The following is a 24,633-nucleotide window of genomic DNA, read 5'->3' as shown; positions in this document are numbered from 1 at the left end:
ACGCCGTCGCGTTCGTCCCGTTCCTGTGCCTGGCCGTGACCATGATGCTCGGCGCACTCCTCGGCCCACCCGGAGCCACCGAACGCCGACGCGCCTGGGGCACCGCGGGCGTGGTCGCGATCATCGCCCTGATCGCCTGGAACTTCCTCTACTTCTACCCGATCTTCACCGGTGAGACGATCACCCGCAGCGGATGGCTGGACCGCATGTGGTTCAGCACCTGGATCTAGCGGCGCGATGTCGCCGTCGATGCCGAGGGAGGCTGCACCGGTGCCCGTCACGCGGGAGCAGGACATACGCAGGCGAGCCATCGACGCGACCCGCGACCTGGCCGCGGAGGGCGGCTACGACAGCGTGCAGATGCGCGACGTGGTCCGCCTGTCCCGGCTCTCCTCGGCGACCATCTACCGGCACTTCTCCTCGAAGGACCACCTGCTCGCGGCCACCCACCTGGAGTGGATCGCGGCCCTGGAACGCAGCGGCGCGGCCCGCCCGGACGGCGCGAACGCGGCCGAGCGGGTCTGCGCGATCCTGCGCGACACCTGCCGCACGATGGCCCGCCACCCCCGCCTGACCGCCGCCCTGATCCACGCCCTCGGCTCCTCCGACCCGGGCGTGGGCGACTGCCACCGCGAAATCAACCGCATCATGAACACGATGTTCCGCACGGCCCTGGCGGACGAGGTGACCAACGCCGACGAGTTCGTCCACTTGCTCGGCATCGCCTGGGAAGGCGCCCTGTTCAGCTGGGCCTTCGGCCGAATGACCATGACAGAGGTAGAACACACAATCTGCCGAGCCACCCACCTACTCCTACTCGGCACCACCACAGAGGCCGGCACACCCCCCTGACGGCCCCCGAAACCAAGCCACACCCTTCACATCCCGTCCGGCGTGGGAAAACGCCCACCACAGGCACCACGGTCCGCAGCCTCAGCCGCCGAACCCAACCAATCCCAGCCCGTCCGGCGCTTGAGGACGCCCACCGCAGGCACTCGGGAACCGCCACCCGAACGGCAAACACAACCCAACTCAGCCCGTCCGGCGCTTGAGGACAACCGACTCGGGCCGACCAATTGGCCCGTCCGGCCCGAGGACCGGCCGGCCGGGCCCGCCCACCCGCACTAGGACGCCCGGCTCGCGCGCTCCGCGACCGGCGCCGCAGCCAGGTCCAACGGCGCCAACTCCGGCCGCTTCGCCGTCACGTGATCCCCCGACGACTGCCCCCGAAGCCGCCGCCCGATCCACGGCACCAGGTGCTCCCGCGCCCAATGCACGTTCTCCAACCGCGCCGCCCCCGCCGTCACCGCGACCTCCTCCGCCGGCCACGGCGCATCCGGGTCACCGTCCACGGCCAGCCCGAGCGCCCGCCCGACCTTGAGCGCGACCCGATCGTGCCCCTCGGGCGACAGGTGCAGCCGATCCTCGCTCCAGGCCCGCCGATCGTGCAGCGAGGTGAGCCCCCACATGTCGGCCACCGCACAGTCGTACCGATCCGCGACCGCCCGCAACAACTCGTTGTAGGTGGCCACCTTGCCCCGGATCAACTTGAGCACCGGCACCCACCGCGTATCGAACCCGGTGAACACCACCACCCGCGCGCCCGTCGCCGTCAGCGCGGCGACCGCCTCCTCGTACTCCGCGGCAAGCTTGTCCGGGTCGCTCCCGGGCCGCAGCACATCGTTGCCCCCCGCGCACAACGTCACCAGATCGGGCCGCGCCGCAATCGCCAGCGGCACCTGCTCCTCGACGATCTGATGCAACAACTTCCCACGCACCGCGAGATTCGCGTACCGCAACCCCGGCCGCTCCACCGCCAGCCGAGCCGCGAACCGGTCGGCCCACCCGAGATAGTTCCCGTCGGGCCCGGGATCCCCGACGCCCTCCGTAAAGCTGTCGCCGATGGCCACATAAGAGTTGATTCCGGACAGATTCCCGTGTGGATTCACAAGCTCGGCCATGTCACCCGATGTTGGCACCGCTCACCTCGCCTACGCGACCGTAATAACCACCCGAACACACTCCGCTACACGCGGCGCTGCCCCGCACGTCACCACGCGAGACGCACTCTTTCGAGCAAGGCCGATCGACCCCCGGACATTCCCACCCCGGCCCGAAAGATCACTGTTCACACACCGGGCGCCGCTTCGTCACTCAAGGCTTCGACGTCAGGCCAAGCCATTCCCGACGCCGCGCTCACGGGCTGCGCCCGCAGCGCGAATTCGAGCAGCCCGGACAGCTCGCCCCAACCACGAACCAGCACATCCAGCGCGGCCTTCGCATCCGTTCCCGGCGGCAACGGAGTATCACCGAGCAGGTCCGAGAGCGTGTGCGGCCTGCACAGTCGACGCTGCAGGGCCCGCCAATCCTCGTCCCTTTCCGAGTCCGCACCGAGAGACCATGGCTCGACCTCATACACGGTCCGATCGAAGCCCACGGAGTGGAGCAGACCGGAACGCCGTACCAGGCACGGGTAACAGACACCGCAGTTGGCCATGGTCAAGCCCTGCCCCTGCCGAATCGGCGGCTTGCCACAACTCACCGTGCCCTCCAGCTCGGCCGCTCTCAAACCGGCGTCCAGCGCGGCCCGACACACCTCCCCTTTGGTCAGCTGCCCAAGGGGATTCACCACCGTCACCGCACCGTCGCCGGCGCTGATCTCGGCCATCAACGCATTCAGGTGATGCAACGTCCAAGGATGGACGGAACGGGTCGAGCAGGCCGCGGCGCGGGCCGGCGTCAGCGGTGGGTTGAGCGCGAGTTGTCCGTTCTCGGGCACGTGCACGATCCGCACCCGATGAGCCGTGGCGATGCGAACCGCACCGGTTGTGTACAACAGTCCTCGGGTGCGCGCAGAAGTCTCCAGTCGGTCTCCGGATCCGTCGCCCTTCGGGGTCTGCCGCAGGGGTACCAGTGAGATGTCCCGGGTGGGGCGCAGACGTCGAACCGACGCGTACACCCGTTGCTGCACCGCGTCGAGACTGATCTCGCGGAACATCACGAACACCAGGCCCTGCGCACTGGTTCCACCGGCTCCCGCACGGGTGGCCGCCCAGCTCAGGGAGTCCAAGCCGCCCGACAACAACGCCACTTCACTCACCTGGCGTTCGTACGCCAACGGCAGCGCCTCGCACGTGTACTCGGGTCGGAACGCGCGGAAGGACACCTCCCACACGTCTGCCGTAAGCGTCTGAAGCAACGTAGTGAAATGAGCCGACGCCACGGGCGACCCCCAACGTTCGGGATCGGTCACCGGTACCGAGAGGTGGATGTGGCGCGTCCAGTTGTCGACGGCGGTGCTTCGTCGAATGTACTTGTCCGCGATGAAGGCGGCCCGAGCCACGCGAAACAGGTCCTCGGCCCAGGCAGGGACGAGACCGGGCAACCGATCCGCTCCGGTGACCCTGCCCTCGCGTTCCTGGAACGAGTCCGCACCGACCACTGTCGCGTGCTCGGGTGCCGTCGCCGTATCCCTCGGGTGCGCCGACCACCACACGAGTCGACCGGGCCCGGTCACACCGACTCCCCCACGTCGCCGGCGAACGGAGTGACAAGGCCGAGGATCATGCCGACCGTGCGCGGCACAAGGCCCCGAGCAACGTGGGACAACCCGCCCGGTGAACCTTCCGTATCGGCGGTCTCGCAGGGATCGGGGACCAGTTCCAACACATGGTCCGCAACCCAGCCGCTGATCACGTCCTCCGGATCGATGACAGGCAGCACCGGAACGGCCGACTTCACCTTCTCCGCCACGACGGAGCGCAGAAATTCGGCCACCACGTCGGCGAAGAAGAATCGATAGAGGTCGCACAGGACATCCGAGGCGATACCGCGACCGGCCGAACCCGTTCTTGCGCCCGATTCCGGTTCCGGGTGCTGTTCGAGCACCTGACGCCCCGCCGCCACGACAGCTCTACGCACGACCGCGTCCGCAAGGGTGCCGCCCTCTCCGGCGATCCGGGAGACGAGCCCGGCCAGGAAATCCGCCTCGGTCTCCATCCGCGGCGGGTCCTCCAGCACCGCGGCCAATCGTTCGCCCGCCGCACACGCGGCGTCGTAGAGGCCGAATGCCGTGGGATCGTCACGCACGGTCGACTGGAGGGCCAGGAGATAGCCCCGGGCAATCCCCCGAAGGCGATCCTCGGCATCAGGCCCGTCCGGGTCCCACCGGGTCAGCCGACCGCCTACGGAACTCCATGGTCTCCCGCTCGGTCCATCCCACCGCGTGGATGTCCCCACCGTGCCCCCCGGTGTCGATGCCGCCCGCCTGGCACCTTCCATGGCAGCAGACGAAGGAACCGCCCGGTAGGGGGTGAGTCGGCCATGATTCGACGCATTGATCGGGATCGCACCGCGCCTGATGGGATTCCGCGCTTTTACCAACCGACGACCACACAGTGGAATCCGGAAATGACGAAAGCCCCGCCGGAGTTCGGCGGGGCTTTCGTGATGTGTGGACCTGTGGGGATTTGAACCCCAGACCCCCTCGATGCGAACGAGGTGCGCTACCAGACTGCGCCACAGGCCCAACGAGGAGAAACATTACCACCTCCCCGAGCCGGCTCGTGCACGGGTATTCACTCGTTGCCGGCTCGGCGCCACTCGTGTTCGTAGAGCGGGAGGGAGTCGACCGACGCGCCGTAGCCGGTGCGGGTGTCCTCGGCGTATTGGTCGAACAACGGGGTGGGCGGGCGTAGTGCCTCGGCCGGTTGCGGGTCCGGGACGGCGTGGATCTGCGGGCGCTCCGGCTCCTGTTCGGTGTCGCCGCGCGGGACGACCGGGGCCGTCACGTAGGTGGGCAGCGGGACGGGGACCGGGTCCCACGCGTCCCGGTCGGGGCCGTCACCGGTGGCCAGTTCGGCGATCCACTCGGCCAGCGCCGGCTCCTCCTCCGCACGCTCGCGTCGACCCCGGGCCGAGCCGGCCGGGCCGGCGGCGCCGCCCGCTCCCGCGGGGCCGGACGCACCCGGCGCACCGGAGCCCGAACGCGGGGTACGGACCTGCCGCCCCTCGCCGGCCGTCGGCGGCGTCGCGGGCCGGGGATCCGCCGTCGCGCCGTCGGCGGCCTCACGCGTCCGGGCTGCCCGGACCCGCGCCTCGTGCGCCGCGCCGGCGTCGGCCGGCGTGCCCGGCTTGCCCGCCGGTCGGCCCAGCCGGCGCAGCCCCGCCTCGTAGCGGCGGCGCTCCTGGACCCGCAGATGCACGATGTACGCCGACAACAACACGCCGGGCACGGCGGGCAGCCACACCCAGGCGAGGCCGGCCACACCGGCCAGGATCGCGCCGGCGGTGAAGCCGGCGAACAGGCTCGCGATCACCCGGCGGCGACGGGTGAGCAGCGCGGCGCGCCCCTCGTCCCGGCGCACCGGCGCGGCGGGGCGCTTGCCCGCGCCGCCGGCCTTGCCCTTGGCCGCCGCGGCGGACCCGGCACCCGACCCGGTCGCCTGCTGCGGCACCGACGACTGGCCACCCGAGGACTGCCCGGCGGGGGCCTGCACCGAAGCCTGTGCACTCGAAGCCTGCCCACCCGAGCCCTGCGCACCCGAAGCCTGTGCCCCGACACCCGGCCCCGCGCCCGCCGTCCCCGACGGCCGCCGCCCGCGCCCGGACTCACCGGCGGCGCGGCGCTCGGCGCCCTCCGTACCGCTCTTTTCGGCCAGCGCCCGCGCCGAGCGCCGCTCGAAGGCGCCGCGACGGGACAGGATCCGGATCGCGGTGGTGAAACGCTCGGTCGGCCGGGCCTCGTTCAGCTCGTCCTGTCGGCGAAGCCACATGGGCACCAGATAGGCAGCCCAGGCCCCCACGATCGCTGCGTAGATCAGGCCGCTGCCGTTCACGCTTCACACGCTAAGCCGGATGGGCACCGCATCGTCGGATTAGGCACGGTGTGTCGTGCGATCCGTTCTGATGCCCATGTGACGGATGTGACTACCGGGATCATCGAGGCGACCGGATCGCTCGGGGTCGCCGAGCCCCCCGAGGCCCACCGGGCAGCCGTGCCCCCGGAGGCTCCGGGGTCTGCCGAGGTGACACCGCTCATATCTCCGGGAGAGTAGCGAAATCGCGAGATCGATGTGTCGATATGGCGGGATCGACATCGAAGAGATTCCGAAGGCGGCGGTGACTACCAGGTGAACCCCCGGCTCTCCCGATAGGCGCGCCACCGCATCAACAGCCCCTCCGGGACCTCCTCGGCGTTCAGCGCGTACGCCAGGTGGTCCCGCCAGTCGCCGTCGATGTGCAGGTAGCGCGGGCGCAGGCCCTCCTCGCGAAATCCCAGCTTGTCCACCACGCGCCGACTGGCCCGGTTCTCCGGCCGGATGCACACCTCCAGGCGATGCACCCCGAGCCGGAAGAAGCAGTGGTCGGAGACCAGCGCGACGGCGGTCGGCATCACGCCGAGCCCGGCGACGCGCTCGTCGACCCAGTAGCCGACATGCGCCGAGCACATCGACCCCCAGGTGATCCCGGCAACGGTGACCTGGCCGACCAACTGCCCGTCGTACAGCACCACGAACGGCAACATCCGCCCCGCGCCGGCCTCGGCCCGCAAAAAGCGGACCATCTGCCGAAAGGTCGGCCGCCGCCCGGCCGCCGACCCCGGCGGCACAGTCGCCTCCCAGCGGCGCAGCCACTCGCGATTGCGGGTGTGCACCTCCTGCCAGGCGGCCGCGTCCCGGGCCCGGATCGGCCGAAGCGTCACCCGGCCCTCGGCGAGTTCCACGGGCCAGCCCCGGGTCAGCGCGTGCCCCATGGCGGCTGCTGCGCCCCTCCGTAGCCCCCGCCGCCCTGGTAGCCGCCCCCGCCGCCACCACCCTGGTAGCCGCCACCCGCGCCGTAGCCGCCCTGGTACCCGCCGCCGGGCGGAGCCTGCTGCGGCCCGCCGCCGAACCCGCCGGCACCGCCGGCGCCGCCGAAACCGCCGCCGCGCGCGTGGTCGCCGCCCTGGAGCTGGGACACCACGTGCGGCAACACCTTCGCCAGCACCGTGATCCCGTCCTGCGCGCCGCCCGGCGAGCCGGGCAGGTTGACGATCAGGCTGCGGTAGGTCCAGTGCGAGTCCTGGGTGATCGCGACGCCGGCGATGCCGCGCGACAGGATCGAGGTCGGCACCTTGTCGAAGTTCTCCATCCGGATCGCCTCGGCGATGCCGGGCACCTCGTAGCTGATCACCCGACTGGTCATCTGCGGGGTCTGGTCGAACGGGTTGAGCCCGGTCCCCCCGGTGGTGATGATCACGTCGTAGTGGCCCGCGCACGCGTCGCGCAGCGCCTGGGCGACCGGCTCGCCGTCCGGCACGATCTGCGGCCCGCGCGTCTCGAAGCCCATCTGTTGCAGCCCGCGCACGATCACCGGGCCGCTCTCGTCCTGGTAGGTCCCGGCCGCCGCGCGCGTGGACACGGTGATCACCATGGCTCGCATCAGACTTGCCCTCCGTCCCGTTGTGTGGCCCCTGCCCCCGGGTCCCGCTGCCAGTCCCCGGAGACTCCGCCCGTCTTCGCCTCGACCCGTACGTCGGTGATCACCGCGCCCGGGTCCACCGCCTTGACCATGTCCACCACCGTCAGCGCCGCCACGGAGACCGCCGTCAGCGCCTCCATCTCGACGCCGGTGCGGTCGGCGGTGCGCACGGTCGCGGTGATCGCCACCGCGTCGTCGTGCACCGACAGATCCACCGCGACGCCGTGCAGCGCGATCGGGTGGCACAGCGGTACCAGGTCGGGGGTGCGCTTGGCCGCCATGATGCCCGCGATCCGGGCGGTGGCCAGCGCGTCACCCTTGGGTACGCCCTCGCCGCGCAGGAGTTCGACCACCCGCGGCGACACGAGCACCCGGCCCGACGCGGTGCCCGTGCGGACCGAGACGTCCTTGGCCGTGACGTCCACCATCCGGGCCGCGCCGGCCTCGTCGAGGTGCGTGAGGTTCTTGGCGCCGCGCGTCAACTGTCCACCCCATACGGTGAGCCCCCCGTTGCGGTGGGCGTCGAAGTGCCGTCCGTGTCCGACTTCCGTGTGCGTCGAACCGGCGTTTCATGTCGGGGCAACGTTAGAGGCACAACCGGGCGCCCCGCATACACGGGCCCGCCCGGACCGGGATCGCGGCGCCCGGACGCAGACGCCGCCGCCCGCTCAGCCGAGCAGCATCACGGACACCTCGGTGCCCTCGGCCACCGCGGTGACCTCGGCGGGAAGGCTGATCAGCGCGTTCGCCCGGGCGAGGCTGCCGAGCAGGTGGGAGCCGGTGCCGCCGACCGGATCGACGGTGCCCTCGCCCACGCCGTCCACCGGCGGGGTGTACCACGCACGCAGGAACTGACGCTTGCCCTCGGGAGAGGTCAGCGCCGTCGAACAGGTCGCCCGCACGGTCGGGCGCTCGGTGACCGCGGCACCCTGCATCCGCAGCAGCGCCGGCCGGACGAACACCTCGAAGGACACGAAGGCGCTGACCGGATTGCCGGGGAGGGTGAAGATCGGCGTCTCGTCGGGGCCGATCACGCCGAAACCCTGCGGCATCCCCGGCTGCATCGCGACCTTGCCGAACTCGACCGTGCCCAGCTCGGACAACACTTCCTTGACCACGTCGTAGGCGCCCGCACTGACCCCGCCGGTGGTGACCACCAGGTCCGCCCGGATCAGCTGGTCCTCGATCGTGTCGATCAGCACCTTGGGGTCGTCGGGCACGTTGCCGACGCGGTACGCGATCGCGCCGGCCTCGCGCGCGGCGGCGGTGAGCATGTAGCTGTTCGAGTCGCGGATCTGCCCGGGGCCGATCGGCCGGCCGGGCTGGATCAGCTCGCTGCCGGTGGACAGGATCACCACGCGCGGCCTGGGCCGGACCCGGATCCGCTCCCGGCCGATTGCGGCGAGCAGACCGACCTGGGCGGAGCCGATCGTGGTCCCGGCGTCCAGCACGGTCTGCCCCGCCGACACGTCGTCGCCCCGCCGCCGGATGAACTGCCCACTCGACGGCGCCTTCGTGATCCGCACGGTCGGCAGCCCCGCGTCGGTCCACTCCACCGGCACGATCGCCTCGGTGCCCTCCGGCACCGGCGCGCCGGTCATGATCCGCGCGCACGTGCCCGATCCGAGCGCGACCTTCGGGGTGTCGCCGGCGGCGATGTCGTCCACCACTTCGAGCACCACCGGGTACTGCTCGCCCGCGTCCGCGACATCGGCCAGCCGCACCGCGTAGCCGTCCATCGACGAGTTGTCGAACGGCGGCAGGTCGCCGGTGGCGGCCACCTCGTCGACCAGGAGACTGCCGTGCGCGTCGAGCAGTTGCAGTTCGAGGGGGGCGAGCGGGGCGATCCGTTCGAGGATCCCGCTCAGATGGTCCTCGACGCTTTTCATCCGTGCATCTCCTCGTTCACGTACTGCCTCAACCAGGCCCGGAATTCGGGCCCCAGGTCTTCACGCTCGCATGCCAGCTTCACGATGGCACGCAGATAGTCGGCCCGGTCGCCCGTGTCGTAGCGGCGCCCTTCGAACAGCACGCCGTGCACGGTGCCGCCCTCGTTCGGCCCGCGCCTCGCGAGCACCCGCAGGGCGTCGGTCAACTGGATCTCGCCGCCCCGACCGGGCGGGGTGTGCTCCAGCACGTCGAACACCGCCGGGTCCAGCAGATAGCGCCCGATCACCGCGTAGTTGCTCGGCGCGGTCCCGGTCTCCGGCTTCTCCACCAGGTCGGTCACCCGCACCACGCCGGGCTCGGAGACGCCCTCGGCCAGGGGTTCCACCGCCGCACAGCCGTACAGGTGCACCTGCGCCGGGTCGACCTCGATCAACGCCACGACGCTGCCGCCGAGTTCGCTGCGTACCCGAAGCATCGTGGCGAGCAGCGGATCGCGCGGGTCGATCAGGTCGTCGCCCAGGAGCACCGCGAACGGCTCGTCGCCCACGTGCGGCCGGGCGCAGGACACCGCGTGCCCGAGGCCGCGCGGGTCGCCCTGGCGTACGTAGTGGATCGCGGCCAACTCGCTCGACTCGCGGACCAGCTTGAGCCGGTCCAGGTCACCCTTGGCGGCCAGCGCGTGTTCGAGTTCGTAGGCCCGGTCGAAGTGGTCCTCCAGGGCGCGTTTGTTGCGCCCGGTGACCATCAGTACGTCGGTGAGCCCGGCCGCGACGGCCTCCTCGACCACGTACTGGATGGCCGGCGTGTCCACGACCGGCAACATCTCCTTGGGCGTGGCCTTGGTCGCCGGCAGGAACCGGGTACCGAGGCCGGCGGCGGGCACGACCGCCTTGGTGAGCCGGAACGCATGACGCGCAGACATGACCGCACACTAACGGGTGAGGTCGCCGGGGGTGCCATGAAGCCCGGCGATTGGCCGGTTGTCGGCCGCCGGCCCGGTCTCGGCCGGGTCCGGGCCGCAGAACCGGTCGCCGCCCGCCCGCTTGGCCCGGGCCAGCGCGCGGTCGGCGGCGCGCAGCAGGGTCGTGGCGTGGGTGCCGTCCTCGGGCAGCACGGCGGTGCCGATCGCCAGGGTCAGCGGGACCGGGTCGGTCGCCGCGCCGAACGTGCCCCGGCGTACGGCGTAGCACAGTCGCTCCGCCACCTTGGCCGCCCCGGCCGCGTCGGTCTCGGGCAGCAGGATCACGAACTCCTCGCCGCCGTACCGGGCGATGGTGTCCACTTGGCGGATCTCCAGGGCCAGCCGCTGGGCCACCTCGCGCAACACCGCGCCCGCGCCCTGGTGGCCGTGCCGCTCGTTGACCGCGCGGAAGTGGTCGAGGTCGAGCATGAGCAGCCCCAGCGGCCGACCGAACCGGGTCGCCCGCATCACCTCGCGGTCCAGCACGAGTTGCAGATAGCGGTAGTTCCACACGCCGGTCAGCGGATCGGTGACCGACAACCGCTCCAACTCGGCCCGGTTCAGCTCCAACCGGGTGACCTCGTGTCGCAGTTCGGGCAGTTCGTTGCCGGCGATCGCGCGCAACCGGCGTACGGCGACCGTCAGCGAGCCGACCGCGACCGCGAGCGCGCCGACGAGCAGGATGATCAGGAGGCGTTCGAAAGTCAGGCTCATGCGGGATCCGGGTCCGGTGCGATGGCGCGAACTGTGTCGATTGCGCGGACTCCTTCGGTAACCCGTCCAAACACGTCATTCAGGGAACAGCATGAAGGACATCCTCAACGACAAGGCCACGCTGAGGTCACAGTTGATGAACTCACGGTCACGTGCCGGGTCGGACCGGCGTGTCGCGGCGAGTCGCGCGCTCCGGGACGCGCTCCTCGCACTCCCCGAGATCGCCGCCGCGGGCACCGTCGCGGCGTATGTGCCGGTGGGTTCCGAGCCGGGCGGGCGGGATCTGGCCGAGGACCTGACCGCCGGGTCGACCCGGCGGGTGCTGCTGCCGGTGCTGCTGGCCGACAACGACCTGGACTGGGCGCTGTACGAGGGGCCGGCGTCGCTGGTGCCGGCCGGCCGCGGGCTGCGTGAGCCGATCGGGCCGCGGCTCGGCCCGGAGGCGGTGCGCACGGCCGATGTGCTGGTGGTGCCCGGGCTGGCGGTGGATCGCCGGGGGATGCGGCTGGGGCGCGGCGGCGGCTCCTACGACCGGGCGCTGGCCCGGGTGCCGGAGGCGGCGGTCACCGTGGTGCTGCTGTACGACGACGAGGTGCTCGACCGGGTGCCGGCCGAGCCGCACGACGTGCCCGTGGACATCGCGGTGACGCCCGCGGCGGTGTACCGGTTCACCCGGTAGCACCGCCGCGGGCGCCCGTCACGGCTTGCCCGGCGCCGCCGGACCGGCCGGGAGCAGGGTCAGCCGGTGCTTGGCCGCCTTGTCCACCGCCGCCGGCGTGAACGCCCACGGCAGCGTCTTGCCCTTGCGCCACAGGTCGGTCTGATCGGTGTAGTTGTCATGCCACACGTGCCCGGAGGCGCCGGTCAGGTTGATCCACCGGGACGCGTCCAGGTCGGACATGTCCACCACCATCCGCATCGACGGCACGGTGGTCACCTCGTAGCCCTGCGCGGCGTTCCAGCCGGTCGCGTTGACCAGCCCCTCGCCGCCGGACATCGCGTACGGCCCCCGGTTGAGCATCCACTTGACCACGCCCGGACCCTCGGTGCCCAGGGTCTGGTTGCGCAGGGTCAGCGTGTGCAGCCGGCCCCACGACCAGGTGTCGATGTTCTTCCCGAGCCGGGCGGTGAGGTCCTTCTTCGCCTCGGTCATCGCCTTGTGCAGCAGCCCGTCGCGGGTGGTGACCGCGCCCGGGTTCTTGGAGATGTTCCACCACGGGCTCTCCGGGGTGGCCAGCAGTGTGCGCACGACCTCGTTCCACCGGTCGCCGCCGTCGGGCTGCGCGGTCGAGTCGTCCCGGTCACCGCACTGCACGTGTGTGTTGTCCGCGTTGCTCGCGCAGTCGTTGTCGGCCCGGACCGAGAACGGCATCTTGTCGCCGAACGCGAGCATCAGCACCTGACGCCACACCGCGTTGAAGTACGCCGCGGCCGTGGAGTCGGCGTCGTTGCGCTTGTCCCAGTCCTTGAGCAGGTCCTGCGCCTCGCGCACCCACGGATCGTCGATCCGCACCGCGAGCAGCGCCGGGACCAGGAACTGCGCGACCGGGTTGACGTCGTCGATCTGCATCTTCTGCATCATCGCCGGATCGATCTTGCCCGGCGCCTTGACGATCATCTCCTCGATCCGCGCGCTGCGGGCGCCGTACCCCCAGTCGGAGGTCAGCAGATACGGGTACGCCGGCGAGGTCACCGCGTTGTTCGCGGTGACGATGTAACCCTCCTGCGGGTCGTACACGTTCGGCAACGACTCGAACGGGATGGTGCCCAGCCAGTCGTACTTCGGGTCCCACCCGTACACCGGCCACCGGCCGTCGCCGCTGCGGCGCAGCGGGATCTTGCCGGGCGCCTGGTAGCCGATGTGGCCCTCGACGTCGGCGTAGATCGCGTTCTGCGACGGCGCGTCGAAGTTCTTCAGCGCGGCGCGGAAGTCGTTCCAGTTCTGCGCCCGGTCCAGTTGGAAGAGCGCGTCCATCGAGCTGCCGGGGTCGAGCGCGGTCCAGCGCAGGGCGACCGCGTAGCCGTCCTCGCGCTGGGGGCTCAGGTCGGGGATCGGCGCGTCCTTGCCGACATCCTTCAGGTCGTCGGACTCGTCGGAGGCGTCGGTCAGGATCGGTCCGTGCCGGGTGGTGCGCACGGTGATCCGGCGATCGGCGCCGCCGGCGACCTTGATGGTCTCCTGGCGGACCTCCTTGAACGGCTCCCACTTGGAGTCGTAGAGCACGCCGTCGCCCTGGACCTTCTCCAGGTACAGGTCGGTCACGTCGGCGCCGAGGTTGGTGAAGCCCCAGGAGATCTTCTGGTTGTGGCCGATGATCACGCCGGGCATGCCGGAGAACGTGTAGCCGGAGACGTCGTACTGGCACTGCGGTCCGACCGCGCGGCAGTGCAGCCCCATCTGGTACCAGACCGACGGCAGCGACGGCGACAGGTGCGGGTCGTTGGCGAGCAGGGGCTTGCCGGTGGTGGTGCGACTGCCGGCCACCACCCACGAGTTGGAGCCGACGCCCGACGACTTCTCGCTGAACAGCGAGGGCAGCTTGGACAACGACTCGGAGAGGTTGGCCAGCGCGGACTGCGCGTTCTTGGACGGCGCCGGCGGCGGCGCGTCCTGGGCGAAGCGCTCGGTCTTGCCGTCCTTGACGATGTCGCCGTTGCGCACGATCGGCTTGTTCGTGTCGTATGGGTAGGGCGGGTACAGCTCATCGATCCGGTTGACCGTCAACTTGTCGGACAGCAGCGCGCGGTCGATCTCGTCCTGCATGTTGGTCCGCAGGTCCCACGCCATCGCCTTGAGCCAGGCGACCGAGTCGACGGGGGTCCACGGCTCGGCCTTGTAGCCGTCGTGCACGAGGCCGAGGAGCGCGTATTCGAACGACGCGTCGGCGCCCTTGTGGTCCTTCAGATAGGCGTTGACCCCGTCGGCGTAGGCCTGGAGGAACTTCTGCGACTCCGGGGCCAGCGCCGCGTATTCCTGCTCGGCCACCTTGCGCCAGCCGAGCGTGCGCAGGAACTTGTCGTTGTCCACCTGCCCGGAACCGAACATCTCGGAGAGCCGGCCCGCGGTCATGTGCCGGCGTACGTCCATCTCCCAGAACCGGTCCTGGGCGTGTACGTAGCCCTGCCCCCGGAACAGGTCCTCGGACGTGTCGGCGTACACCTGCGGGATGCCCTGGGCGTCGCGGACCACGTCCACCTTGCCGGTCAGCCCCGCGATCCGCACGGTGCCGCTGGTCTGCGGGAACGAGTCGCGGGACAACTGCCAGCCCCACCAACCGAGTCCGCCGGCCGCGATGGCGAGCACCACGACGAAGACGATGGCGGTCAGCCGGAACCGGCGCCAGGCCTTGGACGGCCCCTTGGGGGTGTTCGATCGTTCCTTGACCTTGCCGGTGCCGCCGGCGGCGGGCTCGGCGGCCTCGGGCGCGGACTCGGCGGTGGAGCCGGTCGCGGCGGAGGGTGCGGGCGAGGGGGCGGGCTCGGGCGCGGGTGCCGGGATCGGTGCCGGTACCGGTACCGGCGCGGGCGCGGGACCGGCCGGCGGTGGCTCGGCGGCGCGCGGCGCGGGCGGTACGGGCGCCGCGGCGGGCGGCGGGACCGACCCCGCGGCCGGCTCCGCGTACGGCTCCAGGGGCGGGTAGGGCTCCCCCGGGGCGGGCGACTCCGGTGGGGCGTACGGCTCTTGTCCGGCGTGGGGCTCCCGCGCCGGATACGCGTCCTGCCGCGGCGCGTACGGCTCCTGCGGGACGTAGGGCTGGACGTAGGGCTCTTGCTCTGGCTCTTGCGGGACGTACGGCTCGGGTTCGTCGTACGGCTCGGGCGCGGCCCGGCGCTCACGCTCCGCGCGTTCTTCCGCGCGCCGCTGGGCCGCGACCGGATCCGCCGCGGCCCACTGCGATGTGGGCCACTCGCCCGTGGGCCAGTCGTCCCACCCGGAGGATGAGGCGTCCTGGCCACCGGGGGGCTGCTCCGGGTCGGGCGTCTTCGAGGGAGGCATCAAGGTCCTTATGCGGTCGGTGCGGCAAGGGACACCTTAAAAGCCGAGTGTCGTCGACAGCACAGCCACGGGTACGAGACGGGACCCCTGTGGGGTATGGATCCTTCGCTTTGGTAAAATATTTCCCAGGCGTAGGTAATTGATCGCCGGTTCGCCGGCGCGGCAGGGCCCCCCGTCCCAAGGCCCGCTGATTCCCTGCGCATTCGCGACGCCGGCTTCGCCCGTCGTCGTCTGCCTTCATGTTCAAGCACTCCGTGCGGCCGCCTGGGGGGTGGCCGGACCGACGACCGCCGGAGGTGACGCACGTGTCCGTGCCCGAGCTCAACCAGGTCCTGCTCCTGGGTGCCCTCGTCATGCTGTCCGCTGTCATAGCGGTCCGCCTGGCGACCCGCACCGGGCTGCCGAGCCTGCTGCTCTACCTCGGACTCGGAATGGTGATCGGGGCCGACGGCCTCGGCATAGGTTTCGACAACGCCGAACTGACCCAGACGCTCGGCTACGCCGCGCTGATAGTGATCCTCGCGGAGGGCGGGATCGCCACCAGTTGGAAGGAGATCAAGCCGTCGGTACCGGCCGCGGCGGTGTTGTCCACCGTCGGGGTCGGGGTGAGTGTCGCGGTCACCGCGTTGGCCACCAGGATCGTGCTCGACGTGGACTGGTCGACCGCGATCCTGATGGGCGCGATCGTGTCCTCCACGGACGCCGCCGCGGTCTTCTCGGTGTTGCGCAAGTTGCCGCTGCCGCACCGGTTGACCGGGTTGCTGGAGGCCGAATCCGGGTTCAACGACGCGCCGGTGGTGATCCTGGTGGTCACGTTCGCCCACACGGGCCACATCGAACCCTGGTACAGGATCCTCGGCGAGATCGGCCTGGAGCTGACGATAGGCGCGGCGGTCGGCCTCGCGGTCGGCCGGCTCGGCGCGTTCGGCCTGCGCCACGTCGCGCTGCCGGCCTCCGGCCTGTATCCGATCGCGGTGATGGCGCTGTGCGTGCTGGCCTACTCCGGCGGCGCGTTGGCGCACGGCAGCGGGTTCCTCGCGGTCTACCTGACCGCGCTGGTCCTGGGCAACTCGCAGCTCCCACACGGCCCGGCCACGCGCGGCTTCGCCGAGGGGCTCGGCTGGATCGCCCAGATCGGGCTGTTCGTCCTGCTCGGACTGCTGGTCACCCCGCACGAGTTGGGCAGCGCGGTGGTCCCGGCGCTGGTGATCGGCACCATCCTGCTGCTGGTCGCCCGGCCGCTGTCGGTGATCGTGACCACGTCGCCATTCCGCATACCGTGGCGCGAGCAGCTGATCCTGTCCTGGGCGGGACTGCGCGGGGCGGTGCCCATCGTGCTGGCGACCATCCCGATCGTGAAGGACATCCCCGACGCCCAGCGGCTGTTCAACATCACCTTCGTGCTGGTCGTCGTGTTCACCCTGGTCCAGGGGCCCACGCTGCCGTGGATAGCGCGCAAGGCCGGTTTCGCGGGTGCCGACGAGCCGACCGACCTCGGCGTGGAGTCCGCGCCGCTGGAGAAGCTGCACGGCCACCTGCTGTCGGTGAACGTGCCGACGGGTTCGCGGATGCACGGCGTGGAGGTCGGCGAGCTGCGTCTGCCGCGCGGGGCCGCGGTCACCCTGATCGTGCGCGAGGACGGGAGCTTCGTGCCCGAGCCGACCACCGTGCTGCGGCGCGGCGACGACCTGCTCGTGGTGACCACCGACGCGGTACGCGACCGGACGGAGGACCGACTGCGCGCGGTCAGCCGGGGCGGCAAGCTCGCCGGCTGGTTCGGGGTCAAGGGCGACACCTGAGGCGCGGCGCCTCGCCGTCGGCCCGGACCGGATGTGCCTGGGATACAATCGTATGGTTGATCGTCGGCGGGGCACCCCAGGGTGTCCCGGACGCCGATCCCACTGCACACACCGACTCTGCCTGACGCAGGGCTGGCGTCGTGACCGCACGGCGGCCGAGGCACAACGCTTCGGTATCTACCCCGGTGGACGCTTTCGAGGACAGCTCTCGGCGCACCGGGGTTTCCCCTGTGCGTCACCAGGTGGCAGGAAGCGACAACCCGCGATGCCCACGATGCCCACGCATCGGACCGCCGCACGCGCCCGCCGGGGGCGGTGCGCATGATCTCCACGTACTCCACGCTGCTGCGGACCCCCTCCGCCTGGCGATTCCTGGCTCCCGCGCTGATCGCGCGGCTGCCCTACGCGATGCTCGGCCTGGGCATCGTGCTGCTGGTCAAACACACCACCGGCTCGTACGGCACGGCCGGCGCGGTCTCCGCCGCGGCGGCCGTGGCGCTGGCCTTCGTCGGCCCGCAGACGGGTCGGCTCGCCGACCGCTTCGGCCAGGCCGCGGTGGTCGTGCCCGGCGCGCTGCTGCACGGCGCGGCGGTGTCCGCGCTGATCGTGGCCGCGCTCGCCGAGGCGCCGCTGTGGCTGCTGTTCACGACCGCGGTGCTCTCCGGCGCGACGGTGCCGCAGATCGGCTCGATGGTGCGGGCCCGCTGGGCGGCGCACCTGGAGCGGTCGCCGCTGCTGCCGACCGCGTTCGCGTTCGAATCGGTGACCGACGAGTTCACCTTCGTGGTCGGCCCGGTGGTGGCCACCTTCCTGGCCACCGGCGTACATCCGGCGGCCGGCCTGGTGGTCGAGGCCGCGCTGACCGTGGTCGGGTCGTTGTTGTTCGCGACACAACGCGGCACTGCGCCCCGGCGGGTGGTCCGCACGGCCGGTGACACGCCGCACACGTCCGCGCTGCGGATCGGCGGGGTACGCCTGCTCGTGGTCGCGTTCATCTGCATCGGCGGGGTCTTCGGCACCGTGCAGGTCTCGGTCACCGCGTTCGCCGAGGAGGCGGGCCGGCCCGGCCTGGCGGGCGCGCTGTACGCGGTCTTCGCGGGTGGCAGCCTGATCGCCGGGGCCGTCTACGGCGCGATCGCCTGGCGGCGGGCCGCGCACCGCCGGATGGTGGTGATGTTCGCGCTGCTCGCGCTCGGCACCGCGCCGCTGTGGGCCATCCCGTCGGTGGGAATCATGGTGCCCGTCGCGTTGCTGTGCGGACTGGCGATCGCACCCACGCTGATCACCGGCTTCACCCTCGTCGACACGCTGGTCCCGGCCGCGGCCAAGACCGAGGCGTTCACCTGGTTGACCGGGGCGATCGGGCTCGGCCTCGCGCTCGGCTCGACGTTCTCCGGGATGCTCACCGACGCGCGCGGCTCGGGCGCCGGGTTCGCGCTCACCCTGGCCTCCGCCGGCATCGGCTTCCTGGTGGTGCTGGCCGGGCAACGGCTGCTGAAGCCGAAGGCGGATGTGACACCCATTACACCGACGACCACCACCGTGGTGGACGGAACTCCGGTGGATGCTGCACCATTGGCACTCGACAGGTGAGAGTGCCAGTACCCAGCTGACCTGTCTGTCGAAGGAGGACCAGACCGTGCCGACGTACCAGTACCAGTGCACCGCCTGTGGCGAGGGCCTCGAGGCCGTCCAGAAGTTCACGGACGACGCGCTGACCGTGTGCCCCGCCTGCCAGGGCAGGCTGCGCAAGGTCTTCTCGGCGGTGGGCGTGGTGTTCAAGGGCTCCGGCTTCTACCGGACCGACAGCCGCGGCTCGAGCACGTCGTCGACGCCGGCGACCGCCGCGTCGTCCGGCTCGTCCTCGACGGGTTCGTCCTCCTCGTCCTCCTCGGAGGGCTCCTCGTCTTCGTCGTCGACGTCGACGTCCTCGACGTCCTCGTCCGGCTCGTCCGGTACGACGTCGACGGCGGCCTGAGCGATGACGACCGGCGTGTTGCCGGCGGGGGTGGCCCCGGCCGAGATCGGTGTGATCGGCGGTTCCGGGTTCTACGCCTTCCTGGACGACGTGGTCGAGGTGCGGGTGGACACGCCGTACGGCGCGCCCAGCGACGCGCTCTTCCTGGGCGAGGTGGCCGGCCGTCGGGTCGCGTTCCTGCCCCGGCACGGCCGCGACCACTCGATCCCGCCGCACCGGATCAACTACCGCGCCAACCTGTGGGCGCTGCGGGCCGTCGGGGTCACGCAGGTGCTCGCGCCGTGCGCGACGGGCGGTCTGCGGGCCGAACTGGGTCCGGGCACGCTGGTGGTCCCCGATCAGCTGATCGACCGCACCTCCGGCCGCACCCAGACGTTCTTCGACGGGCTGCCGCTCGCCGACGGCAGCGTGCCGCCGGTCGTGCACACCACGTTCGCCGACCCGTACTGCGCCGACGGGCGCGCGGTGGCCATCGCGGGCGCCCGCGCCTCGGGGTGGGAGCCGGTGGACGGCGGCACCCTCGTGGTGATCGAGGGGCCGCGCTTCTCCACCCGGGCGGAATCCAAGTGGTACGCGGCCCAGGGCTGGTCGATCGTCGGCATGACCGGGCACCCCGAGGCGGTGCTCGCGCGCGAACTGGGGCTCTGCTGCACGGCCATCGCGCTGGTCACCGACCTCGACGCGGGTGTCGAGGCAGGCGAGGGGGTCACCCACGCCGAGGTGATGGAGGTCTTCGCGGCCAACGTCGACCGGCTGCGCACGCTGCTGTTCGATGTGGTCGCGGCGTTGCCGAAGACTCGTACGTGCAGCTGTGGCACGGCGGAGGTCGAGCGGCCGGCGTAGGCGGTTCGCCGGTCGGTGAGTGTTGTGTGGTCGGCCCGTCCGGCCGTGTGTGATGTGTTCGAAGGCCGTCTCCCGGGTGGGGGCGGCCTTCGTGCTGTTCGGGGGCGGTCGCTCGGTGGGGGGAGTCATGTCACTCACGTGGGTGAATTTGTTGTCCACAGGGGGGCGGTGATCCACAGGCATCCGGGCGGTTCGGCGCGGGTGGGTCGGCGGGCGGCACGGTGGGGGTGCGGCTCGGCCCTCGTTTTCCCGCCCCGGTTCCGACGGGGGTCGGGCCGCATCGTCCCTACCGTGTGCGCCGCCCGCGTTGGAGGTGTGATGTCCGCTTCGGGATCGTTCGGATCGTCGTTCGGCCGGGCCGGCGGGCCGGCCCTTCGCGGGTCGCCGGGGGTGCCCGCCCGGCCGTCGTGGCGTCGCGTGTTGGCCCGGCATCGGCGCGGGTTGGCCGCGTTGTCGGCGGCGGTTGCCGCGCTCGCGGTGATCGTCGCGGTCCGGCCGGCGCCCGCGCCCACCACGCCGATCCTGGTGGCCGCGCGTGACCTGCCCGCGGGCAGCACGCCCGGGCCCGCCGACCTGGCCCTGGTGCGGATGCCGACGGCGTTGCGCCCCGAGGGGGTCCTGCGCGCGGTCCGGCAGGCCGAGGGGGGCGCGTTGACCGGTCCACTGCGGCGCGGCGAGCCGGTGACCGACGTGCGGTTGACCCGGCCCGGCGGCCCGGCCGACGCGGGCCCGGTCGCGCTGCCCGCGCGCTTCGCCGACGCCGACGCGGTGGCCGTACTGCGTCCCGGCGACCGGATCGACGTGCTGGCCGCGCCGCCGCCCGAACACCCCGGCCCCGCACGGCCGATCGCCGCCGGCGCCGTGGTGGTGGCCAAGCCGCCCCCGACCGGTTCCGGGTTCGGGGCGCCCGGGTCCGGAGCGCTCGTTATCCTCGAGGTTCCCCGCGCCGTGGCGAGCGAACTCGCGGGCGCGGCGACCGGCCCGGGACTCACCTACACCATCCGCAGGTTCTGAGCGGCGTTGTTGCGACGGATCGTGAATGACACCAGACTCGTGCGGGTTGTCCGGCTTCATCGGCTATTCCACAATTACTACGATTATTACCGCTGTTGGTGGTGATCGTCGCTCGGAACGCCAGGTCGAGCCTCGACCGATCAAGATCGATGGGAATCAAGCAGTGGGCGGCTTCAAGAAGTTCCTCATGCGCGGAAACGTCGTCGACCTGGCCGTGGCCGTGGTCATCGGCGCCGCGTTCACGGCGGTCGTGAACGCATTCGTGAAGGGGATGATCAACCCGGTCGTGGGTGCGCTGGGCACCAAGAACCTGGACAGCTACACGACCTGCATCAAGGGCCCGTGCGGCGTCGACGCGAAGGGTGAGACGACCGGCGTCCAGTTGTTGTGGGGCTCGGTGCTCGGCGCGGCACTGACGTTCGTGATCACCGCGGCGGTGGTCTACTTCCTGCTCGTGCTGCCGATGAACCACATGCTGGAGCGGCGCAAGCGGGCCCTCGGGCACGCGGGCGAGAAGGAATTGAGCGACGTCGAGATCCTGCGCGAGATCCGCGACCTGCTCGCCGAACGGCTGGAGCCGCAGCAGGACTCCGGCCGCGACGGGGGCAGCGGATCGTCGGGGCCCTCGGGAGGCTCGGGGACCCCCGGAGGCTCCGGGGCCACGCGTTCGGACGCCTGATCGGTCGAACGGCGGGCCCGTACCTTTGTGGGAAGGTGCGGGCCCGCCGTTCGTTTTCGTGGACTGCGTCGAGCGTCTGTGCCGCCCCGGGCCGCGCCTGCCGCCCGACGGCGGCCCCGGCTCAGAAGTGGTGTGGCGGCTTGTCGTCGAGGAAGCGGCGGATGTCGGCCGGGTCGGCGCCGGTCCGGTGCTCGCCCCAGCCGGTGTCGGTCTCGTCCGAACTCGTTTCGGGCAGCAGGTCGTCCCAGCCGAAGCGGTCGTGCCGCTTCGGCCGGCCCGGTCCGTTCGCCTCGCGCTCTTCCGCTTCCGCCATCGCACCAGTGTGCCGGCGCTCCGGCGCGGGCCGCGTCACGCGGCCTCGAGCCCCTGGGCGGTGGCCAGCTCGCGCAGTTCGACCAGCGCCTGCTTCTCGATCTGCCGGATCCGCTCGCGGGTGAGCCCGAGTTGCTTGCCGACCTCGGTGAGCGTGTGCTCCTTGCCGTCGGCCATGCCGTAGCGCGCCCGCAGGATGGTGGCCGTACGGCCGTCGAGCCGACCCACCAGGTCCGCTATCTGCTCCCGGCGCAGCGTCGCGAGGGTGATGTCCTCCGGAGTCAACGGGTCGGTCTCCTGGACCAGTTCGCCCAATTCGGTCTCGCCGTCGTCACCCACGGGGGTGTCCAGGCTGATCGGGTCACGCGCCCACCCGATCACGTCGACCACCCGCTCGGGGGTGGTGCCCACGATCTCGGCGATCTCCGGGAACTCGGGGTCGCGACCGTGGTCACGGGCGAACTCGCGCTGCACGCGGCGGATCTTGCTGAGTTCCTCGACCAGGTGCACGGGCAGTCGCACGGTGCGGGCCTGGTCGGCCATCGCCCGGGTGATCGCCTGCCGGATCCACCACGTGGCGTAGGTGGAGAACTTGAAGCCCTTCGCGTAGTCGAACTTCTCGACCGCGCGGACCAGACCCACGTTGCCCTCCTGGACCAGATCCAGGAACGGCATCCCGCTGCGCGGGTAGCGCCGCGCGACGGAGACCACCAGACGCAGGTTGGCCTGGATGAACAGTTCCTTGGCCGCCGCTCCACGCGCGATCAGCGCGTCGAGCTCGGCCCGGTCGACTCCCTCGGGTACGGCGTCCTCGTCGATCAGTTTCTGCGCGTAGAGCCCGGCCTCGATGTCCTTCGACATCTCCACCTCGCGCTCCGCGTCCAAGAGCTTCGTGCGGCTGATCTCGTCCAGGTACACACCGACCGTGTCGCGCTCGACGTCGGCAGCCTTCCGCGTGCGGGAAGCCGCCACTCGCTCGGCGCCCTGTCGGGCCACACCACGTGTAGTCGGCATGCTCTAGCCCTCGCTTTCATTCGCGTTCGTCAACATTTCGAACGAACGAGAAGCCTGTGGTATTCCATCCGGAGATGTACTGTTGAAAGGTTGGCCGATAGCGGCCTTTATCAGCGCCTGCCCGGCCTCGGGCTCCGCATGCACGCTCCGGAGTGCCTACGATCCGCTCAACGGCCGAGGGGCCCCGGATGTTCCTAAGGCCCGGGTGGGAGCGGGTGCGCGGACTCCGGGAGGGCGGCCTCGACCCGCCGACGGGCGTCGCCTCACCCACCGTGGGGCGGTCCGGTGCGACGTGCCTCGCAACTGCCCGACCGACCACTTTCGGCCGGCCGAGCGCGGCCCGCCGCGCACGGCCGGCATCCGTCCCGGCCCGGCGGTCGGCGCGGGTCAGTGCGTGTCGGAGGCGGGTTCCAGGTCGCGGGGGATCAGCCGCCAGGCCAGTACCGCGGCGACCAGCGCGACCACGCCGCCGGCCAGGAAGGTGGGCGTCATGCCGGCCGTGAACGCGTCGCCGGCCCGGGTGAGCAGGCCGCCCGTGCCGAGCCGGTCCGCCACCACCGACGCGTCCCCGATCGACTCGCGCACCGCCGACAGATCGGCCGCGCCGAGGTCGAGGTCGGGCAGGTTGGAGCGGTAGAGCGCGGAGGCCATGCTGCCGAGGATGGCGACGCCGAGGGCTGCGCCGAGTTCGTACGCGGTCTCGTCGATGGCGGCCGCGCCCCCGGCGTCCGCGGCCGGCGCCGAGGACATCAGCACCACCGAGGCGACGGTGGCCAACGTACCCACCCCGAGCCCGACCACCGCAAGCGAGACGCCGATCAGGGGGTAGTCCACGTCCCGGAAGTGCTGCCCGATCCAGGGCAGCGCCAGGCCGACACCCATCAGCGCGAGGCCGATCCCGAGCACGTTGCGCGGCGGGAAGCGGTGCATCAGCGGCGGCACCACCATCGACGCCACGATCAGCGCGATCGGCGCGGGCAGCAGGTGCAGACCGGCGGACACGGGGCTGTAGCCGCGGACGTACTGGAACCACTGGCTGAGCAGGAACAGCGCCGCGCCGAGGCCGAGCATGCCCAGGAAGATTGCGGTCGCGGCCATCGTGAACGCGCGGTTCGTGAACAGCCGGACCTGGAGCAGCGGGTGGGCGAGGCGCAGTTGGCGCCGGACGAACACGGTCAGCGTGACCCCCGCGACCGCGAGCAGGATCCACGCTCCGGGGTCGGCCACGCCGCCCTTGCCGAGTTGTTTGACGCCGCCGGCGAGCGTGCCCATGCCGACGATGGACAGCCCCACCCCGGGCCAGTCCCACGCGCCGGAGCGCGGCGAGCGGGACTCGGGCAGCAGCCAGAGGCCGAATCCGATCACCGCGACGGCGATCGGCACGTTCAGGAGGAACGCCGACTGCCACCCGTGCGACTGTACGAGCAGTCCGCCGATCACCGGCCCGAGCGCCATGCCGCCGCCGAAGACGGCCGACCACACGGCGTAGGCGAAGGCCCGCTCGCGGGCGTCGGTGAACACCTGGCGCAGGATGGTCAGCGTGGAGGGCATGATCGCCGCGCCGCCGACGCCGAGCAGCACCCGGGCGGCGATCACGTGCCAGGCCGCAGTGGCCGCCACCGCGAGCAGCGAGGCGATCGCGAAGATCGCAAACCCGACCAGGAGCAGCCGTTTGCGGCCCCAGCGGTCGCCGAGCGCGCCGGCGGTGACCAGCAGGCCGGACAGCGCGAGGGCGTAGGAGTCGATGATCCACAACTGCTCGACCGCGCCGGGCCGCAGATCGGCGACCAGGGAGGGGAACGCGACGTTCAGGATCGTCGCGTCCATCGAGATGATCAGCAGGCTCCCCGACAGGATCGCGAGCACGGCCCAGCGCCGCGGGTCACGGGCGGGACGAAGGGGGGTGGAGCCGGCCATGAGACATCCTCAATTCTTGTGAGACACAAATGTCTCATGCCTCGATCGACGCGT

Annotated in this window: 22 protein-coding genes, 1 tRNA gene and 1 pseudogene; 9 read left to right on the top strand and 15 right to left on the bottom strand. The window is 71.4% G+C overall.

What is annotated here, in order from left to right; genetic code table 11:
• Together ACFXKZ_RS40830 and ACFXKZ_RS40825 are read left to right on the top strand one after the other, a co-directional pair.
• Positions 1 to 230, top strand: a pseudogene (locus ACFXKZ_RS40830) (phospholipid carrier-dependent glycosyltransferase); the annotation flags it as partial.
• 40 nt (positions 231 to 270) lie between these two features.
• Positions 271 to 852: a TetR/AcrR family transcriptional regulator gene (locus ACFXKZ_RS40825; protein WP_380009199.1), complete on the top strand. Its 582-nt coding sequence runs from the start codon at positions 271 to 273 to the stop codon at positions 850 to 852.
• Between the two features lie 272 nt (positions 853 to 1,124).
• Here ACFXKZ_RS40825 and ACFXKZ_RS40820 read toward each other — a convergent pair whose 3' ends face one another.
• From ACFXKZ_RS40820 to ACFXKZ_RS40770, 11 genes are all read right to left on the bottom strand, one after another.
• The gene (locus ACFXKZ_RS40820) at positions 1,125 to 1,961 is read right to left on the bottom strand and encodes an SGNH/GDSL hydrolase family protein (RefSeq protein ID WP_380009196.1); all 837 of its coding nucleotides are present in this window, start codon (positions 1,959 to 1,961) and stop codon (positions 1,125 to 1,127) included.
• A 167-nt stretch (positions 1,962 to 2,128) separates the two neighbouring features.
• Positions 2,129 to 3,385, bottom strand: a complete 1,257-nt coding sequence (locus ACFXKZ_RS40815; protein WP_380009193.1) for a 7-cyano-7-deazaguanine synthase — start codon at positions 3,383 to 3,385, stop codon at positions 2,129 to 2,131.
• 128 nt (positions 3,386 to 3,513) lie between these two features.
• Complete coding sequence (locus ACFXKZ_RS40810) at positions 3,514 to 4,020, bottom strand: hypothetical protein (RefSeq protein ID WP_380009190.1); 507 nt, start codon at positions 4,018 to 4,020, stop codon at positions 3,514 to 3,516.
• A gap of 434 nt (positions 4,021 to 4,454) precedes the next feature.
• Positions 4,455 to 4,528, bottom strand: a tRNA-Ala gene (locus tag ACFXKZ_RS40805).
• A gap of 49 nt (positions 4,529 to 4,577) precedes the next feature.
• On the bottom strand, positions 4,578 to 5,837 hold the full coding sequence (gene glpR, locus ACFXKZ_RS40800; RefSeq protein WP_380009187.1) for a gephyrin-like molybdotransferase receptor GlpR: 1,260 nt from the start codon (positions 5,835 to 5,837) through the stop codon (positions 4,578 to 4,580).
• Positions 5,838 to 6,124: 287 nt separating this feature from the next.
• On the bottom strand, positions 6,125 to 6,754 hold the full coding sequence (locus ACFXKZ_RS40795) for a GNAT family N-acetyltransferase (RefSeq protein ID WP_380009184.1): 630 nt from the start codon (positions 6,752 to 6,754) through the stop codon (positions 6,125 to 6,127).
• The gene (locus ACFXKZ_RS40790) at positions 6,739 to 7,413 is read right to left on the bottom strand and encodes a molybdenum cofactor biosynthesis protein B (protein ID WP_380009181.1); all 675 of its coding nucleotides are present in this window, start codon (positions 7,411 to 7,413) and stop codon (positions 6,739 to 6,741) included. Before ACFXKZ_RS40790 ends, ACFXKZ_RS40795 begins: the two co-directional genes overlap by 16 nt.
• 8 nt (positions 7,414 to 7,421) lie before the next feature.
• Positions 7,422 to 7,889: a cyclic pyranopterin monophosphate synthase MoaC gene (gene moaC, locus ACFXKZ_RS40785; RefSeq protein WP_235618915.1), complete on the bottom strand. Its 468-nt coding sequence runs from the start codon at positions 7,887 to 7,889 to the stop codon at positions 7,422 to 7,424.
• Between the two features lie 240 nt (positions 7,890 to 8,129).
• A complete protein-coding gene (gene glp, locus ACFXKZ_RS40780; protein WP_380009178.1) occupies positions 8,130 to 9,350 on the bottom strand; it encodes a gephyrin-like molybdotransferase Glp in 1,221 nt (406 codons plus the stop codon).
• Positions 9,347 to 10,273 carry a UTP--glucose-1-phosphate uridylyltransferase GalU gene (gene galU / locus ACFXKZ_RS40775; RefSeq protein WP_380009175.1) on the bottom strand — a complete coding sequence of 309 codons (927 nt, stop codon included), beginning with the start codon at positions 10,271 to 10,273 and terminating at the stop codon, positions 9,347 to 9,349. Before galU ends, glp begins: the two co-directional genes overlap by 4 nt.
• A 9-nt stretch (positions 10,274 to 10,282) precedes the next feature.
• Positions 10,283 to 11,026 carry a GGDEF domain-containing protein gene (locus tag ACFXKZ_RS40770; RefSeq protein WP_380009172.1) on the bottom strand — a complete coding sequence of 248 codons (744 nt, stop codon included), beginning with the start codon at positions 11,024 to 11,026 and terminating at the stop codon, positions 10,283 to 10,285.
• A 91-nt stretch (positions 11,027 to 11,117) separates the two neighbouring features.
• Between ACFXKZ_RS40770 and ACFXKZ_RS40765 the strand changes: the two genes are divergently transcribed.
• Entirely contained in the window at positions 11,118 to 11,705 is a 588-nt protein-coding gene (locus ACFXKZ_RS40765; RefSeq protein ID WP_380009169.1) for a 5-formyltetrahydrofolate cyclo-ligase, read from the top strand.
• 18 nt (positions 11,706 to 11,723) lie between these two features.
• Here ACFXKZ_RS40765 and ACFXKZ_RS40760 read toward each other — a convergent pair whose 3' ends face one another.
• Entirely contained in the window at positions 11,724 to 15,023 is a 3,300-nt protein-coding gene (locus ACFXKZ_RS40760; protein ID WP_380009167.1) for a penicillin acylase family protein, read from the bottom strand.
• 239 nt (positions 15,024 to 15,262) lie between these two features.
• On the opposite strand from ACFXKZ_RS40760, the gene ACFXKZ_RS40755 reads away from it, so the two are divergent.
• From ACFXKZ_RS40755 to mscL, 6 genes are all read left to right on the top strand, one after another.
• On the top strand, positions 15,263 to 16,822 hold the full coding sequence (locus ACFXKZ_RS40755; RefSeq protein WP_380009164.1) for a potassium/proton antiporter: 1,560 nt from the start codon (positions 15,263 to 15,265) through the stop codon (positions 16,820 to 16,822).
• Positions 16,823 to 17,143: 321 nt separating this feature from the next.
• A complete protein-coding gene (locus ACFXKZ_RS40750) occupies positions 17,144 to 18,415 on the top strand; it encodes an MFS transporter (protein WP_380009161.1) in 1,272 nt (423 codons plus the stop codon).
• A 46-nt stretch (positions 18,416 to 18,461) separates the two neighbouring features.
• Complete coding sequence (locus ACFXKZ_RS40745; protein ID WP_380009158.1) at positions 18,462 to 18,800, top strand: FmdB family zinc ribbon protein; 339 nt, start codon at positions 18,462 to 18,464, stop codon at positions 18,798 to 18,800.
• Positions 18,801 to 18,803: 3 nt separating this feature from the next.
• The gene (locus ACFXKZ_RS40740; protein WP_380009155.1) at positions 18,804 to 19,643 is read left to right on the top strand and encodes an S-methyl-5'-thioadenosine phosphorylase; all 840 of its coding nucleotides are present in this window, start codon (positions 18,804 to 18,806) and stop codon (positions 19,641 to 19,643) included.
• Positions 19,644 to 19,961: 318 nt separating this feature from the next.
• Positions 19,962 to 20,657: an SAF domain-containing protein gene (locus ACFXKZ_RS40735; RefSeq protein WP_380009152.1), complete on the top strand. Its 696-nt coding sequence runs from the start codon at positions 19,962 to 19,964 to the stop codon at positions 20,655 to 20,657.
• Positions 20,658 to 20,820: 163 nt separating this feature from the next.
• The gene (gene mscL / locus ACFXKZ_RS40730; RefSeq protein WP_380009235.1) at positions 20,821 to 21,336 is read left to right on the top strand and encodes a large conductance mechanosensitive channel protein MscL; all 516 of its coding nucleotides are present in this window, start codon (positions 20,821 to 20,823) and stop codon (positions 21,334 to 21,336) included.
• A gap of 121 nt (positions 21,337 to 21,457) precedes the next feature.
• Here the strand turns inward: mscL and ACFXKZ_RS40725 are convergent, their stop codons facing one another.
• From ACFXKZ_RS40725 to ACFXKZ_RS40715, 3 genes are all read right to left on the bottom strand, one after another.
• Positions 21,458 to 21,649, bottom strand: a complete 192-nt coding sequence (locus ACFXKZ_RS40725; protein WP_380009150.1) for a hypothetical protein — start codon at positions 21,647 to 21,649, stop codon at positions 21,458 to 21,460.
• A gap of 35 nt (positions 21,650 to 21,684) precedes the next feature.
• Positions 21,685 to 22,662, bottom strand: coding sequence for an RNA polymerase sigma factor RpoD/SigA (locus tag ACFXKZ_RS40720; RefSeq protein WP_380009147.1), 978 nt, complete (start codon positions 22,660 to 22,662; stop codon positions 21,685 to 21,687).
• A 387-nt stretch (positions 22,663 to 23,049) separates the two neighbouring features.
• Positions 23,050 to 24,579: an MFS transporter gene (locus ACFXKZ_RS40715; RefSeq protein ID WP_380009144.1), complete on the bottom strand. Its 1,530-nt coding sequence runs from the start codon at positions 24,577 to 24,579 to the stop codon at positions 23,050 to 23,052.
• Positions 24,580 to 24,633 lie beyond the last annotated feature (54 nt).

It is taken from the genome of Embleya sp. NPDC059237, assembly GCF_042754105.1.
GTDB lineage: Bacteria > Actinomycetota > Actinomycetes > Streptomycetales > Streptomycetaceae > Embleya.
The sequence above is the reverse complement of the archived record's forward strand: the minus strand, read 5'-3'. Positions and strand labels throughout refer to the sequence as shown.